The following is a 14048-nucleotide window of genomic DNA, read 5'->3' on the forward strand; positions in this document are numbered from 1 at the left end:
TTTATTTTAGAAATTTTCCCAAATTTCTTCTTGGGAATCTTCTTCTTTTTTTATTTTAGTATCTTCTTTATGTTTTATATTTTTTAAAGAAAGCTTTTTCTCTTTTACTTCATCTTTTCCAAGAAACTCTTTTGCATTTGCATTTTCTACGATAGTATTTGCTATTGTTGAAGTAGTTGTTGCTATTTCTTGAGTTTGATTAGCAATACCAGCATTTTTTTGTGTTTGTTCATCCAAAGAGTTAATTGCATCATTTATTTGAACTATTCCCGTTTGTTGTTCATTAGCAGCATTTGATACATCACTTATAAGTTCTATAGTTTCGTTTATATTAGATTTTAGGTCTACATAACCTTCTTGCATGTTATGGGCAATATTTTTGCCTTCATTAGCTTTTAAAGTAGCTTTTTCAACTAAATCTTTTATTTCTTTAGCAGCCTCTGCACTTCTTGAAGCAAGGTTTCGCACTTCTTGTGCTACAACTGCAAAACCTTTTCCTGCTTCACCTGCTGTTGCTGCTTCTACTGCGGCATTAAGTGACAGAATATTTGTTTGGAAGGCAATTTGGTCAATAACTGTAATTGCTTCATTTATTGAGCTAACTTGTGTATTTATATCCTCCATTGCTGTTGTAGTTTGTATTGCTAAATCTTCACCTTTATTAGCAGAGCTAGTTACATTTGAAGTAAGGTCATTCATTTTTGTGATTTTTTGAGTCGTAAGGGAAATATTACTTGTGATTTCTTCAAGAGCTGCTGCTGTTTGTTCTAGTGATGCTGCTGCTTCATTTGAGCTTATATTTAAAGTATCAACATTTTCAAGTAGTATTTTTGAACTGTTATTTAAGGTAAGACCGTTTGATTTATTTTCAATTAGCATACTTGTAATTGAAATACCTAGACTATTTACTCCATTCGCTAATCTTTCTAGATGCTCTTTTATTCCAGTTGTGTCAACTTTATTTAAGTAGTTGTAATTTGAGAACTGCTCTAATACATCTAAAATATTATCTATATTTTGCTCTAATGTATCACCCATATTATTTAGAACATCTTTTAGTTTATTTAAGGCTGGATTGTTTACATTTGTTGTAATTCTTTGATATAAGTCACCTTTTTCAAACTCACTTAATACTTCTACTGTTTCATTTATAATTGCTCTATCTTCTTCGATATTCTTTTTAGCTATTTTGATATTTTCATTAACTACCTTTGACATGATACCAATCTCAGTTTTAGTAGTGTTTTTTAGTTCTTCAACATTTGGAATCTCTCTATTTAAATATTTGAAGAAATTTAGTAAACCTTCTTGGAATTGGATAATTTGATTATTAATGTCTCTTGGTATATAAACCCCAAGTATTAATATAATAGATATAACAATAAGTGAAATAATTTTAATAGCAAGTTCTAAGTTGTAGTTAGTTTCAGCCACATCAGGACCAATAGTGTCTTGTTCTTTTTTTATAGAGGTTTTAAGTTTTTGTGCAATATTGGCAATATTTGGACCAATAGTGTCTAATCTTTCAATAACTTTGTTTCTCTTATCAATAACTTCAATAACATCATTTAATCCACTTTTATAAATTTCAATTAATGCTGTTGCTTCTTTTAGTTGTTCCAATCTATTGTTATTTTGAACTTGGTTTTGTACAGATGCTATTTGTTTTTTTAGTAAATTAAACTCTTTGTGGGCTCTTTGATTATCTACATGTTTATTTGAAATCAAAAATTTTGCAGAATATAATCTTGCTAAAAGTAGTGTTCTTACGGTTTTTGCAGCTTCAAGTGAAGCTATTAAATCACTATCTCTTTGAGCACTATTCATAACTTTAGTAAGTAAGTTTTCTATTTCTTTACCATTTACATCTAAATTTCCATAAACTATTTTATTTCTTTGTTCCATATAGTCTGTAAGCATAAAAAAGTTTTTTCTATACTCTTCTAGATTTTTAGATAACTTTTCTACTAAAGGTTTTCTATTTGTATTTTCAATCTCTTTTAAAGCTTTGTTGATATGCTCTTTTGTTTTATCATAATAAGCCTCAAAGTCTTCAATATCTTTTTTGTTCATGTTATGAATATAATCTTTTACATTCATTCTTACCATCAACATATTTGATTGAACATTACTAGCTAGAACTGTATCTTTAGCCATCTCCCTATAACTTGAAAAGCCTTTAGCTGCTTTATCAATTCCAAATATACTATATAGTCCTAGTGTAACTATAAGTATACACACAATCGTAAATGAAATAATCAGTTTTAACTTAATTGTTAAATTATTCATTTTTCTTATCTCCTCCATAAATTTTACTTATTATACTTAAGATATGATAATAGTTCTCACTATTGAAGTTATATTTGTAGTTATAATTTTAAATATATTTTTGATTATTATTAGTATGTAAAAAAATAGTTATAAATTTATAAAATAAAAGAATTATGAAATTAATTTGTAATAAATTACAAGATAGTTACATAAAAGTTTAACTTAAATTTAGATAAAATCTTTGTTTTTAAATTAAGGAGAATTATGAATTCATCAAGATTTACTAGGTTTGGATTTATTTTAGCTGCTGTTGGTTCAGCAGTTGGATTAGGAAATGTATGGAAATTCCCATATGTTACAGGTGAATATGGAGGAGGAGCCTTTGTATTAGTTTATTTAGCAACAGCTTTATTTGTTGGGGTATTTGTATTAATTTCAGAGTTACTAATTGGTAAACTAGGTCGAAGTGATGCTGTTTCAATGTTTGAGAATTTAGCAGTTAGAAACAAAAAACTTTGGAAATGGGCTGGTTTTATAGTAATTGTGCCATTAATAATTTTATCTTATTACTCTGTAGTAATCGGGTGGATTTTTCATTATATTGCAATGTCATTTCAAGGTTTACCTTCAACAGTAGAGCAATCTAAAGATATTTTTATGGCATTGCTGACTACAGATGTACAGACTCAACTTATGTATCATACAATAGTATTTGTTTTAGTAACAGCTATTATTTTAAGAGGTATTAAAGATGGTATTGAGAAGATTAATAAGATTTTAATGCCATTATTAGCACTTATCTTAGCTATTTTATTTGTATATTCTATAAATATAGATAGTTTCTCAAAAGCTGTTCATTTTATGTTTGATCCTGACTTCTCAAAGCTTACATCTGAAGCTATTATTGTAGCTATTGGACAAGCATTCTATACTCTTTCTTTAGGTATGGGTATTATTATTACATATGCAGCTTCTTTACCAAAAGAGGCAAATGTTGTTAAGTCATCGATTTTAATCTCAATCATTGATACTATGGTTGCGATTGTTGCAGGTCTTATTATCTTTACTTTATTATTTGACAAAGGTGCAGAGTCTACAAAAGGTGCTGGATTAGTATTTATTTCATTACCATCTGTATTTTATGAGTTTGGTTCAATTGGTTCAACTTTAGCTTTATTATTCTTTATTGCTATTGCATTTGCTGGTATCACATCAGCTATTTCTATGTTAGAACCAATGGTATCTTACTTTATGAATAGATTTGATATGTCAAGAATTAAAGCTGCATTAATTTGTAGTATATTTTTCTATGTATTAGGTATTGCGGCATTGTTATCAAATATCTCAGATTACTCGCCTATGTTAATGATTGGAGAAAAAGGATTATTTGACTGGTTAGACTTTGTTTGTTCAACTATCTTAGTTCCAATTGGTGGTATTTTAGTAGTTGTATTTATTGGACACTTTATGGATAAAGAAACAGTTGAGGGTGAGCTTGTTCCTTTAATGGGAAGCTTCTTAACGAAAGTATGGTTCTTTATGGTTAGATATGTAATTCCTATTGCTTTAGTAGTAGTAATTTTAAATGAAACTGGAATATTTAAATTTTAATATTTATTGATAAGTCAAAATAAGAAGGGATAGATATTTTATCTATCCCTTTTTTTATATAAATAAAAATATATAAATACTTACACCCATAATAGAAGTAAGTGTCATTGAAGCGAAAATTGCTTTTCCTATTTTTTTATGTTTACTATTTGAAAACTCTTTAAAGCCACTTTTCTTATATAGTTTATAAGAGCTAATAAAAAGATATAACCAACCAGCTACAGCAAAAATAGCGATTACAATATGAACAATTAAAAATATAAGTAAAAAGTCATATGATAAATTACTATGCTTTGCATACTCAATAAATCCACCTGTTAATCTAACACCTATTTCAAATACTAAAACCATTACTAAACTAAGAGCTAGAATAATAGTTTGAGAGATAAAGTGAAGTTTATATTTTTTGTTGATGGCAAGCTTGATACTATAAGCTAGTAAGAAAGGAAGTAGTACAAAAAAGATTGTAACTACATCCATAAATAGTAAAGCTTTTGTTCCTAAAAAGCCAGATGAAGAGAACATCTAGCTGTCTTGAGGCTGTTTTTTAAGTGATTTGTCTATTATGATAAATCCAAATGGAATTAAAGAATATACAAAGTACTGAAATGCAATTCCTTTATCCCAATTACATTTTCTTAATGCATCAAATAAAAAAATACAAAATAGTATAAATAATACTCCATGACTCATACCTACAATCTTTACAGGATAAGGGTTCTCACCTATATATTTGATAGGCATTGCTATAAATACTAAGATTAAGTACGATAAACCTTCTAAAATAGAAATAATTCTAAATCTAGAATATGCGTTTTTTAACATTTTGATCCTTTATAATAAAAACATGATTATATGAAAGTTTTGTTTACGAAAAGTTAATATAGAATTGCTAAAATATACACTAAGGAGTTTTTATGAATGCAAATAAAGTGATTTTTTCATTATTGGTTTTATATATATTAGCAGATGTTGCAAATACATATTTTTTTAACTAAGGTTTATTTTTATTGTAAATTCTACACCTTTGTTCTCTTCACTATTACAAACAATTGACCCTTTTAATTTACTTGTGATGATATTATAGATTATATTTAAGCCAAGACCTGTGCTTCCTTTATCCCTATTAGTTGTAAAGAAAGGCTCAAAGATCTTAGCAATATTTTCTTCTTTGATTCCTTTTCCATTATCTTTATAGATTATAAAAACTGTATCTTCTTCTTTTTTTAAAGCAATATCAATTTTTCCATCAGTTTTATGTTTAAAGCCATGCTTTATAGAATTTATAATCAGATTTGTAATAATCTGAGAAAAGTAACCTGGATATGAGTATAACTCAATATTATCATCAGAACTAATATCAACATCTACATGATTTTTCTTTATGATATTTTTTAAGCTAAATAGTATGTCATAGATGTATTTATCTAAGAAAAACTTTCTCTCATCTTCACTTGTTTGATCAACTGAGATTTGTTTGAAACTTTTTACTAATTGAGCTGTTCTTTCAAGGTTTGTATTTACAAGCTTTGAAATATCATCACTTAAGCTTAAGTATTTCTCAAAGTCTTCTTGGGTTATTTTATCTTCTTTATATAGTGCACTTATCTTTTTTGTTTCTTCTAAAAGATGAGTAACTCCTGTAAGTCCAATACCTACAGGTGTATTTATTTCATGGGCAACTCCTGCTACAAGAGAGCCTAAGCTTGCAAGTTTTTCTGCTTCAATAAGTTTATCTTGTGTTTGTTTTAAGTTATTTATTGTAGCTTGTAGTTCTTCATTTGATTCTTCTAACTCTTCTGTTCTTTCATAAACTTTTTGTTGTAACTCTTCATTGAATTTTTCTATTTTTTCTTTTGCTTTGTTTATTTCTGTAATATCTAAGTATGTACCAATAATTAGCCTTGTATTAGTTTTATCATCTTTAAAATAGTTTTTATAAATAATAACATCTTTGATATTTCCTTTAAAATTTTTAACTTTACAAAATTTACTCTTGGCTTTTTCACTTTTTAAAACTTCATTATCTACTTGTTTTTGCTCTTCAATTAGAGTATTGTCTTTAAATATACTTATATTTGAGCCTATGATTTCTTCTTTAGTCTTACCATAGAATTTTGCAAAAGATTTATTACAGTTTACATAGTTTAATTTGTCGTCTTTTATAAAAATAGGGACATTGATACTTTCCATTAATAGATGTTGGAAATCTAATTGTTGATTAATTGTATCAATTCTATTTTTTAAAGAGTTTCTCATACTATCGAAGTTTTGAGCAAGTTGAGCTACTTCATCTTTTGAGTTTATGTTTATCTCAAAGTCTAAATTACCTGAACTTATTTCTTTTGTTGCATGGGATAAATAGTTTATAGATTTGATTGTTTTATTTACAAAATAGTAAATTATTCCTAATAAAAGAAACAAAACAATAATTGTAGCTTCAATTATTGCTTCTTTATATTTTTGAACAGTCTCTAAGATTGATGTGTCTGAATAATAAATATTTAAAGTTCCTAAATGCTCTTGGGATATTTTTAAAGGAATAGAGTTTTTAATTATCTTTGATGTGGAGTTTATTTTTTTATCAATAGTTATATTTACTACTTCGCTAAAGTCAATTAGTTCTATTTTTAAAATATCTTCATCAATTGATAAGGCTTTTAAGTTAGTAGTTAAGATATTTTTATTTAAATCAAATAGTAGTTGAGCAATAGTATCTTGATTGATTTTTTTATGGTATTCGATTTTTTCAGTAAGTTTAGCTTGAGCTTCTTGTTTTTTTATATTGATGATATAATTAACAAAGATAGACATTGATACTATTGTTGTTATTGAAATTGATAAAAAAATCTTCATTAAAATAGACATGTTTAAACCTTTAAGTTATTATACAATAAAGACAACTTAATTTAAGGAATACTATGAGTAAAGTTTTTTTAATTATAATTTTTTCATTTGTTTTTTTAAATGCTAATAACATAAAAGTAATTCCTCCAAAATCAGAATTTGATACTATTCATGATTATTATTTTAAGTTATTAAAAAAAGTTTTAAAGCTTACAGAGTCAAAATATGGAAAAGCAAATATTCTATTTTCAAAAAAAATGGAACAGGGTAGGGCTTTAGTTTATTTAAAAGAAGGAAAATTTATAGATATTCATTGGGCTGGTACATCAAAAAAAAGAGAAAAAGAACTAAAAGCAATAAAAATTCCTTTATTTAAAGGACTACTTGGTTTTAGAAAACTAATAATTCATAAAGATAACATAGAAAAATTTAATGAAGTTAATACTTTGGAAGATTTGAAAAAATATAAAGCTTGCCAAGGTACACACTGGCCTGATACAAAGATTTTAGAAAATGCTAAAATAAAAGTAGTAAAGAATACAAACTATGAAGCGATGTTTTATCAAATAAAAAGTAAAAGATGTGACTTTTTCCCAAGAGCTATATTTGAAGCTAATCCTGAGGTTGAAAGTAGAAAAGATATTTTACCCCAGTTAATGGTTTATAAGAATTTAGCTTTAGTATATGAATTTCCTATGTATTTTTTTGTATCAAAAAAGAATATAAATTTATATAAAAGAATTAAAGAGGGCTTAACTATAATGCTTGAAACAAAAGAGTTAGACAAATTTATGATGAATCATGAAATAACTAGACATATTTTTCCTATTGAAGAAAAAATAAATGTAAAAAGCTTTAAATTAGACAATCCTTATATAAATAAGAATAAAATCACTGATGATATTTTTGGTTTACAAAATAAAAAAGGTTACTTAAATGAGTAGTGAACAAATTGAAACAATTATAAAAAATGAAAAATTAGAAAATTTAGATACAAAAAAAATTAATGAATTAGCTTATAATACTGCTAGTATAGAAAAGTTTACAAAGAAAATAAATAATCCTTACTCTAAAATCATATCTGTTTTAATACATAAGAAGCTTGATGAGCATGAAGCTAAATTTACATGGGATAAGTTAGTTACTCATATGAAAAGTTTAGAAAAAACTTTAAAAAGACCTGTTGGTATAAATGTGGCAAGTGTAGATTATATAGAAAATATTAAAAATACATCAGAAGATATGAAAGTTATGTTAGAAGATGAGTTTGAAACTATATCTAAAATTGCTACTATTGATGAATTGACTTCTTTATATAAAAGAGAGGTTTTGGATATTTTTATAAAAAAGATTTTTGAAAAAGCAAAAAGAAAGAACAATAATTTCTCTTTTATGATGATTGATATTGATGATTTTAAAGATGTAAATGATACTTATGGACATCAAAAAGGTGATGAGGTTCTTGCAAAAATTTCAAAGATTATTAAACAAAGTATTAGAAGTATGGATGTAGCTTTTAGGTATGGAGGTGAAGAGTTGAGTGTAATTTTTCCTGATACCAAAAAAGATGATGCTTTTATGATTGCCCAAAAAATAAGGGAAAATATTCAAAAAGAGTATACAAATGATATGAAAATAACAGTAAGTATAGGTATAAGTAGTAATGAAGAGATAAAAAAAGATGAACAAGAAATCATTAAAAGTGCAGATGAACTTCTTTATGAAGCAAAAAACAATGGTAAAAACCAAGTAAGGGTTTAAAATGAATTTAAATATTGATATGAAAGATATAGGTCAAATTTCAATAGGCTCTTTTGCTTTTGCTGTTCCAATTTCATTTTCAGAGGAGGCTTGGAGAATTAGTGAGAGTCTTCCTTTTACTAATCTTACATTAGTATTTTTATTGTCAGTGAGTTTTTTAGCCCTTTTTGCCTATGAGAGTGTTTTCCAAGGGCAGGTTGTACATAGAATTTTTGTTTTTATAATAAGAATTATAATTGCATATATAATATCAGCTTTTGTCGTAGCCTTAGTTTTAATATCTATTGATAAATTACCTTTATTAACAGAGCCAATTATTGCTATAAAAAGATTGATTGTTATTACAATGCCTGCTTCAATGGGTGCAATTATTGTAGATAGTTTTGATAAAGAGTAATTAAAATATTTTATTCAAAATTTTAATTTGCTCTTCTTTGCTGTAGTTAAATTTAAATTCACACTCTTTTAAATAATAAAAAAAATAGTCTGACTCAAAACCTTTATATTTTCTAAGATTGTCTTCCAAAAAAAGCCAAAACTCTTTTAATCTTGTCTTATATGAGTCTTTAGAATGGATTTTATACCAGTTTAAATACTCTTTAAAATGCTCATTGTTTTCACTATTTCTTTTAGGTAGTTTGGGCATTAAAAGTGTATATACTTTTTCATCAAAATAAAAGCCTATTATATTTATAGCTTCATATAAGGACTTGTTCTTACTTTGTTTTTGTTTTGTATTGAAGTAATAATACTCTTCATAATCGCTATTGTCTTTAATACTCTTGTTATACTCTTCTTCTAAAAATTTAGCAAGTTTTAGTCTTAGTTGGTCATACCTATTTTTTACAGTACGATAGTTTACATTTAATTTTCTGCTGCATTCATTGGCATTGATATTATCGCAAAAGCTTTTGATGATTTTGCTATCTGTTGCAAGTTTTTTTAAGGAGTACTTTTTATTGCATTTTTTGCATTTTATGTAGTTTTTTTCAATATGATAAAAAGTGTTATTGTTGCAGTTTTTACAATTCATAAAAACATTTTAACACTTTTTATCAAAGTTATAGTTTATAAGACAAGCTTAAAAGCTTGTCCATTCATCTTCATCTTTTGAAGAGTCTTTAAACTCATTATGTGAGGATTTATTAAAGTTATTTGAGTTTTGTTTTGATGAAGTTTTTACTTCATATTTTTTACTGTCATCAGAATCATTAGAGTTTAACTCTTTTGCTTGAACCTCATCTTTACCTATAAACTCTTTTGAGTTTGCATTTTCAACTACAAGTTTTGCGATATTATCAGTTTGCACAGCCACATTGTATGTTTGGTTAGCAATCATTGCATTTTCTTGTGTTTGTCTGTCAAGGGAATTAACAGCATCATTAATTTGTTCAATACCTGATAACTGTTCTTTACTAGATGCTTCAACATTTTTAATTAAATCAATTGTTTTATTTATATCTTCATTAAGCTCTTTGTATCCAGTAATCATCTCATCAGAGATTTTTTTACCTTCATCTGCTTTAATTGTAGCTGTTTCAACTAAGTCTTTGATCTCTTTAGCAGCCTCTGCTGATCTAGCTGCAAGGTTTCGCACTTCTTGAGCAACAACAGCAAAACCTTTACCAGCTTCACCAGCAGTAGCAGCTTCAACAGCAGCGTTTAATGATAAAATATTTGTTTGGAAGGCAATTTGGTCAATTACAGTAATTGCTTCATTAATAGCATTTACTTCATTGTCAATTTCAGTCATAGCTTCTGTTGTTTTGTTTGCTAAAGCTTGCCCTTGTGAAACTGAAGATGTTACACTTGATGCTAATTGTGACATTTGAACAACATTTTGAGTATTGTTTGAAATATTACTTGAAATTTCTTCAATAGCTGCTGCTGTTTGCTCTAATGATGCTGCTGCTTCATTTGAGTTTTTATTTAAAGTATCAACATTATTTAACAAGATATTACTACTATTACCCAATGTTAAACCATTTGATTTATTTTCAACAAGCATATCATTTATGATATCTGCAAGGTTATTTAGTCCAACAGTAACGCCACTATTACAACCATGAATTCTATGTGTAAAGTCTAAAGAAGCATATCTTTCTAAAGCAAATGAAATATCATTTATATTTGTACAAACTCTAAGTTGTAAGCTATAAAGCATTTCATTTATTTGCTCTCTTAGGTTCTCTAAACTAGCTGTTTTTGTTTCATTGTCAAGTCTTTTGTTTAAGAAACCATCTTTGATTACATGAACAATATCATTTATTTCATCTAAGAATTTATTATCAGAATCAATTGTCTCTTTTGCTTCTTTAATATTCTTATTAACTTCTTTAGCCATAACTCCAAACTCATCTTTTGATGAATCATCTAAGAATTCAACAGTATCACTCTCTTTATTTACATACATAAAGAAACTAAGAAGTCCACTTTGGAAGTTTCTAATAGATCTTAGTATTTGATTTGATAATAAAATACTAAAAGTTAAGAAAAGAATAATTGATACAAGAGCAATTGTGATTAAAACATTGTTCATTGTTACTACTGCAGCATCTTTTTGTTTGATGGCATTTTCATTTATTGTTGATAACTCTTTTTCAAGCTTTAAACCTGTTTGAACCATCTGTTTAATTATAGATAAAATCCTTGGAGTATCTTTAATTATGCCCTTTTCAAAATTAGTTATTTTTTCAGGTGCGAAATTGTTAAATTTTACAATATACTCTTGAGATAAAGATAAAATATCCTTTGCTAAATGCTGATTTTCTGTATTGTCTAGCAGTGGAATTAAGTTTTTTACCTGATTATCTAAGGACTTAAAATCCTCTCTAACTTTGTTTGCTGTTTGGTTATTTGGAGATCTTAAGAATTGATATACAGAAATCCTACCTTTTAAAACCTTCTGTATAAACACATCTGTCTCAACAGCTACATGAATCCTCTTTTCAGATATACTATTGAAGTAACTGAAAACTAGACTAGATACTATAACTATAAATATGAATGTTATAGGTAGTATCAATAGTTTTACCTTTGTACTAATGTTGTTTAGCATTTGTACCTCCCTTATTATTTTAAAAACAAAAATTAATTATTACTTAAATTAAATGAAAATTAAATAAAGAAATATTGAATTCTGTTATCTATAGTGTTATATAAATATATTTATTACCTAAAGTCTTTTCAAATGATATAAGTTTTGGTTATATGTTTAAAATATATACTTTTTTTCCTAAAAATACATAAGAAATTGATTTAATTAGAATAGATTTATAAAAAGTGAGTTACACTACAGAATAAAATGAATAAGTATTCACATTTAAATATATTACTAAAAGGAATAAATATGTGTACAGATTGCGGATGTTCAATAACAGACCACCATCATCATGATCATGAACACTCACATGGAGATAGTCAAACTCACCAAGCTGCTCATGAAACTTTACATCATAACCCACAACTAAATGATAGTAAAACAGTATCAGTAATAAAAAAGATTTTAGATAAAAATGACCATGAGGCATCACATAATAGAGCCCATTTTGATAAGCAAGGTGTTTTAGGTATTAATCTGATGTCTAGTCCAGGAAGTGGTAAAACTACACTTTTAGAGCATATGGCTGACTTAGCCCAGTTTAATTATGGTGTTGTCGAAGGTGACTTAGAAACAAACAGAGATGCTGATAGATTAAAAGCAAAAGGAATAAAAGCTACTCAAATTCAAACAGGTAGTGCTTGTCATTTAGATGCTTTTATGGTTCATAAAGGTTTACATGATATGCCTTTAGATGAATTAGATGTTTGTTTTGTAGAAAATGTTGGGAACTTAGTATGTCCTGCTTCTTATGATGTTGGAACTCATTTAAATATTGTACTTGTATCAATTCCTGAGGGTGAAGATAAGATTGCAAAATATCCAGTTATGTTTAGATGTGCTGATTTGATTTTGATTACTAAAACAGATTTACTTCCTCACTTTCAATATGATATAGAAAAAGAAAAGCGTGAGGCTAGAAAACTAAAACCAAATGTTGATATTTTAGAAGTTAATATCAATGATAAAGAATCAATTCAAAGAGTTCTTGATTGGATTGAATTTAAAAGAAAGATGAGATAAGGCTATGTGTTTATCAATTCCTTCAAAGATTAAAAGTATAGATGAAGAAATGAACACTTGTGTAGTGGATACTATGGGAGTTGAAAGAAGTGCTTCTTTAGATTTAATTGACCAACCTGTAAAAATAGGTGATTATGTATTATTACATATAGGTTTTGCTATGAATAAGATAGATGAAGAAGATGCATTAGAGTCATTAAAAGTTTATCAAGAAATCATAGATAAAATGGAAGAAAATGACAGGCTTGCAGCAATAGAAGAGTCAGAAAACTGTCCTAATAGATAAGTAGAGAAGTATGGAAAAAGAACTAGAACTAAATGATTTATATGATGGCTTTAGAAACCCTGAGGTTATGAAAGCTTATGCAAAATTAATAGAAGAAGATGCAAGTAAGTTAGATAAAACTATAAATATTATGGAAGTTTGTGGAGGTCATACTCATACTATTATGAAGTATGGAGTTCCACAACTTCTTCCATCTAATATAAACTTTATTCATGGACCAGGATGTCCTGTGTGTGTTATGCCAAAAGATAAAATCGATAGTGCATATGCACTTGCTATGCAAGAAGATATTATCTTAGTTACTCTTGGAGATATGATAAAGGTTCCTGGAAGTAATGGAAGTTTACAAGATGCTAGAAGTAAGGGTGCTGATGTAAGGTTTGTGTACTCTCCAATGGATTGTATAAAAATTGCAGATGAAAATCCATCTAAAACAGTAGTGTTTTTTGCTATTGGATTTGAAACAACAACTCCTATGACATGTTCACTTTTAAAAACAGTAATAGCAAAAGATATGAAGAATTTATACTTTCATGTAAATCATGTAACAGTTCCAGAAGTTATGGAAGTTTTAGTTCAAAGTGATGATTGTAAGATAGATGCTTTTTTAGGACCTTCTCATGTATCAGTTATAAGTGGCTCTAAAATCTACGAACCTTTCCCTAAAAAATACAATAAACCTGTAGTTGTAAGTGGTTTTGAGCCTGTTGATGTGATGCAGTCTATTCATATGTTAATCAGACAGTTTGTAGAAAATAGAAGTGATTTAGAAGTTGAGTATAAAAGATTAGTTTCTTTTGAAGGAAACCTAAAAGCTCAAGAGATGATTGATACATATTTAAAGAAAGTTACTTTTAAATTTAGAGGAGTTGGAGAAGTTCCTTTAAGTGGTTATGACTTAAAAGATGAGTTTGATAAATATAATGCAAAAGTAATATATGAAAAGATATTGCCAAAAGAAACTCCAAAAGAAAACAAAGCTTGTAAGTGTCCAGAGATTTTAAAAGGAGTGGCAAAACCAACTGACTGTAAAATATTTGGAAATGTATGTACTCCTACAAACCCTGTTGGTTCTTGTATGGTAAGTAGCGAAGGTGCATGTGCTGCGTATTATAAATATGGTAATCTCTTAAAATAAGTAAAGGAAAT

At 27.3% G+C, this 14048-nt stretch carries 13 protein-coding genes; 7 read left to right on the forward strand and 6 right to left on the reverse strand.

Annotation, left to right across the window (positions count from 1 at the left end):
• Window positions 1–6: 6 nt before the first annotated feature.
• Window positions 7–2289 carry a HAMP domain-containing methyl-accepting chemotaxis protein gene (locus tag NJU99_RS06295; protein WP_254577873.1) on the reverse strand — a complete coding sequence of 761 codons (2283 nt, stop codon included), beginning with the start codon at window positions 2287–2289 and terminating at the stop codon, window positions 7–9.
• Between the two features lie 246 nt (window positions 2290–2535).
• Here NJU99_RS06295 and NJU99_RS06300 point away from each other — a divergent pair, with 246 nt between their 5' ends.
• On the forward strand, window positions 2536–3882 hold the full coding sequence (locus NJU99_RS06300; RefSeq protein ID WP_254577874.1) for a sodium-dependent transporter: 1347 nt from the start codon (window positions 2536–2538) through the stop codon (window positions 3880–3882).
• A gap of 54 nt (window positions 3883–3936) precedes the next feature.
• On the opposite strand, the gene NJU99_RS06305 is transcribed toward NJU99_RS06300, so the two are convergent.
• The 3 genes from NJU99_RS06305 to NJU99_RS06315 form a co-directional block, all read right to left on the reverse strand.
• Entirely contained in the window at window positions 3937–4407 is a 471-nt protein-coding gene (locus NJU99_RS06305) for a DUF420 domain-containing protein (protein ID WP_254577875.1), read from the reverse strand.
• Window positions 4408–4707: a DUF3817 domain-containing protein gene (locus NJU99_RS06310; protein ID WP_254577876.1), complete on the reverse strand. Its 300-nt coding sequence runs from the start codon at window positions 4705–4707 to the stop codon at window positions 4408–4410.
• Between the two features lie 165 nt (window positions 4708–4872).
• Window positions 4873–6750 carry a sensor histidine kinase gene (locus NJU99_RS06315; protein ID WP_254577877.1) on the reverse strand — a complete coding sequence of 626 codons (1878 nt, stop codon included), beginning with the start codon at window positions 6748–6750 and terminating at the stop codon, window positions 4873–4875.
• Between the two features lie 53 nt (window positions 6751–6803).
• On the opposite strand from NJU99_RS06315, the gene NJU99_RS06320 reads away from it, so the two are divergent.
• The 3 genes from NJU99_RS06320 to NJU99_RS06330 are packed head-to-tail and all read left to right on the forward strand — an operon-like array spanning window position 6804 to window position 8887.
• Window positions 6804–7673 carry a type 2 periplasmic-binding domain-containing protein gene (locus NJU99_RS06320; protein WP_254577878.1) on the forward strand — a complete coding sequence of 290 codons (870 nt, stop codon included), beginning with the start codon at window positions 6804–6806 and terminating at the stop codon, window positions 7671–7673.
• Window positions 7666–8490: a GGDEF domain-containing protein gene (locus NJU99_RS06325; protein WP_254577879.1), complete on the forward strand. Its 825-nt coding sequence runs from the start codon at window positions 7666–7668 to the stop codon at window positions 8488–8490. Before NJU99_RS06320 ends, NJU99_RS06325 begins: the two co-directional genes overlap by 8 nt.
• Before the next feature lies 1 nt (window position 8491).
• Window positions 8492–8887: a DUF2391 family protein gene (locus NJU99_RS06330; protein ID WP_254577880.1), complete on the forward strand. Its 396-nt coding sequence runs from the start codon at window positions 8492–8494 to the stop codon at window positions 8885–8887.
• Here NJU99_RS06330 and NJU99_RS06335 read toward each other — a convergent pair whose 3' ends face one another.
• Window positions 8888–9523, reverse strand: coding sequence for a hypothetical protein (locus tag NJU99_RS06335; RefSeq protein ID WP_254577881.1), 636 nt, complete (start codon window positions 9521–9523; stop codon window positions 8888–8890). It lies immediately after the preceding gene.
• 48 nt (window positions 9524–9571) lie between these two features.
• The gene (locus NJU99_RS06340) at window positions 9572–11548 is read right to left on the reverse strand and encodes a methyl-accepting chemotaxis protein (RefSeq protein WP_254577882.1); all 1977 of its coding nucleotides are present in this window, start codon (window positions 11546–11548) and stop codon (window positions 9572–9574) included.
• Between the two features lie 291 nt (window positions 11549–11839).
• Between NJU99_RS06340 and hypB the strand changes: the two genes are divergently transcribed.
• Genes hypB through hypD form a run of 3 tightly spaced genes read left to right on the forward strand, consistent with a single transcriptional unit; the run spans window position 11840 to window position 14037 of the window.
• Window positions 11840–12613, forward strand: a complete 774-nt coding sequence (gene hypB, locus NJU99_RS06345) for a hydrogenase nickel incorporation protein HypB (RefSeq protein WP_254577883.1) — start codon at window positions 11840–11842, stop codon at window positions 12611–12613.
• Between the two features lie 4 nt (window positions 12614–12617).
• A complete protein-coding gene (locus NJU99_RS06350; RefSeq protein ID WP_254577884.1) occupies window positions 12618–12899 on the forward strand; it encodes a HypC/HybG/HupF family hydrogenase formation chaperone in 282 nt (93 codons plus the stop codon).
• Between the two features lie 10 nt (window positions 12900–12909).
• Window positions 12910–14037, forward strand: a complete 1128-nt coding sequence (hypD, locus tag NJU99_RS06355; RefSeq protein WP_254577885.1) for a hydrogenase formation protein HypD — start codon at window positions 12910–12912, stop codon at window positions 14035–14037.
• Window positions 14038–14048: the final 11 nt, after the last annotated feature.

Source organism: Arcobacter roscoffensis (assembly GCF_024267655.1).
In the GTDB taxonomy this organism is placed as follows: domain Bacteria; phylum Campylobacterota; class Campylobacteria; order Campylobacterales; family Arcobacteraceae; genus Arcobacter_B; species Arcobacter_B roscoffensis.

Bases quoted from the DNA above. Each gene is read 5' to 3' on its own strand.
- NJU99_RS06295 (WP_254577873.1), bottom strand. From the start codon at position 2,289: ATGAATAATTTAACAATTAAGTTAAAACTGATTATTTCATTTACGATT.
- NJU99_RS06300 (WP_254577874.1), top strand. From the start codon at position 2,536: ATGAATTCATCAAGATTTACTAGGTTTGGATTTATTTTAGCTGCTGTT.
- NJU99_RS06305 (WP_254577875.1), bottom strand. From the start codon at position 4,407: ATGTTCTCTTCATCTGGCTTTTTAGGAACAAAAGCTTTACTATTTATG.
- NJU99_RS06310 (WP_254577876.1), bottom strand. From the start codon at position 4,707: ATGTTAAAAAACGCATATTCTAGATTTAGAATTATTTCTATTTTAGAA.
- NJU99_RS06315 (WP_254577877.1), bottom strand. From the start codon at position 6,750: ATGTCTATTTTAATGAAGATTTTTTTATCAATTTCAATAACAACAATA.
- NJU99_RS06320 (WP_254577878.1), top strand. From the start codon at position 6,804: ATGAGTAAAGTTTTTTTAATTATAATTTTTTCATTTGTTTTTTTAAAT.
- NJU99_RS06325 (WP_254577879.1), top strand. From the start codon at position 7,666: ATGAGTAGTGAACAAATTGAAACAATTATAAAAAATGAAAAATTAGAA.
- NJU99_RS06330 (WP_254577880.1), top strand. From the start codon at position 8,492: ATGAATTTAAATATTGATATGAAAGATATAGGTCAAATTTCAATAGGC.
- NJU99_RS06335 (WP_254577881.1), bottom strand. From the start codon at position 9,523: ATGAATTGTAAAAACTGCAACAATAACACTTTTTATCATATTGAAAAA.
- NJU99_RS06340 (WP_254577882.1), bottom strand. From the start codon at position 11,548: ATGCTAAACAACATTAGTACAAAGGTAAAACTATTGATACTACCTATA.
- hypB (WP_254577883.1), top strand. From the start codon at position 11,840: ATGTGTACAGATTGCGGATGTTCAATAACAGACCACCATCATCATGAT.
- NJU99_RS06350 (WP_254577884.1), top strand. From the start codon at position 12,618: ATGTGTTTATCAATTCCTTCAAAGATTAAAAGTATAGATGAAGAAATG.
- hypD (WP_254577885.1), top strand. From the start codon at position 12,910: ATGGAAAAAGAACTAGAACTAAATGATTTATATGATGGCTTTAGAAAC.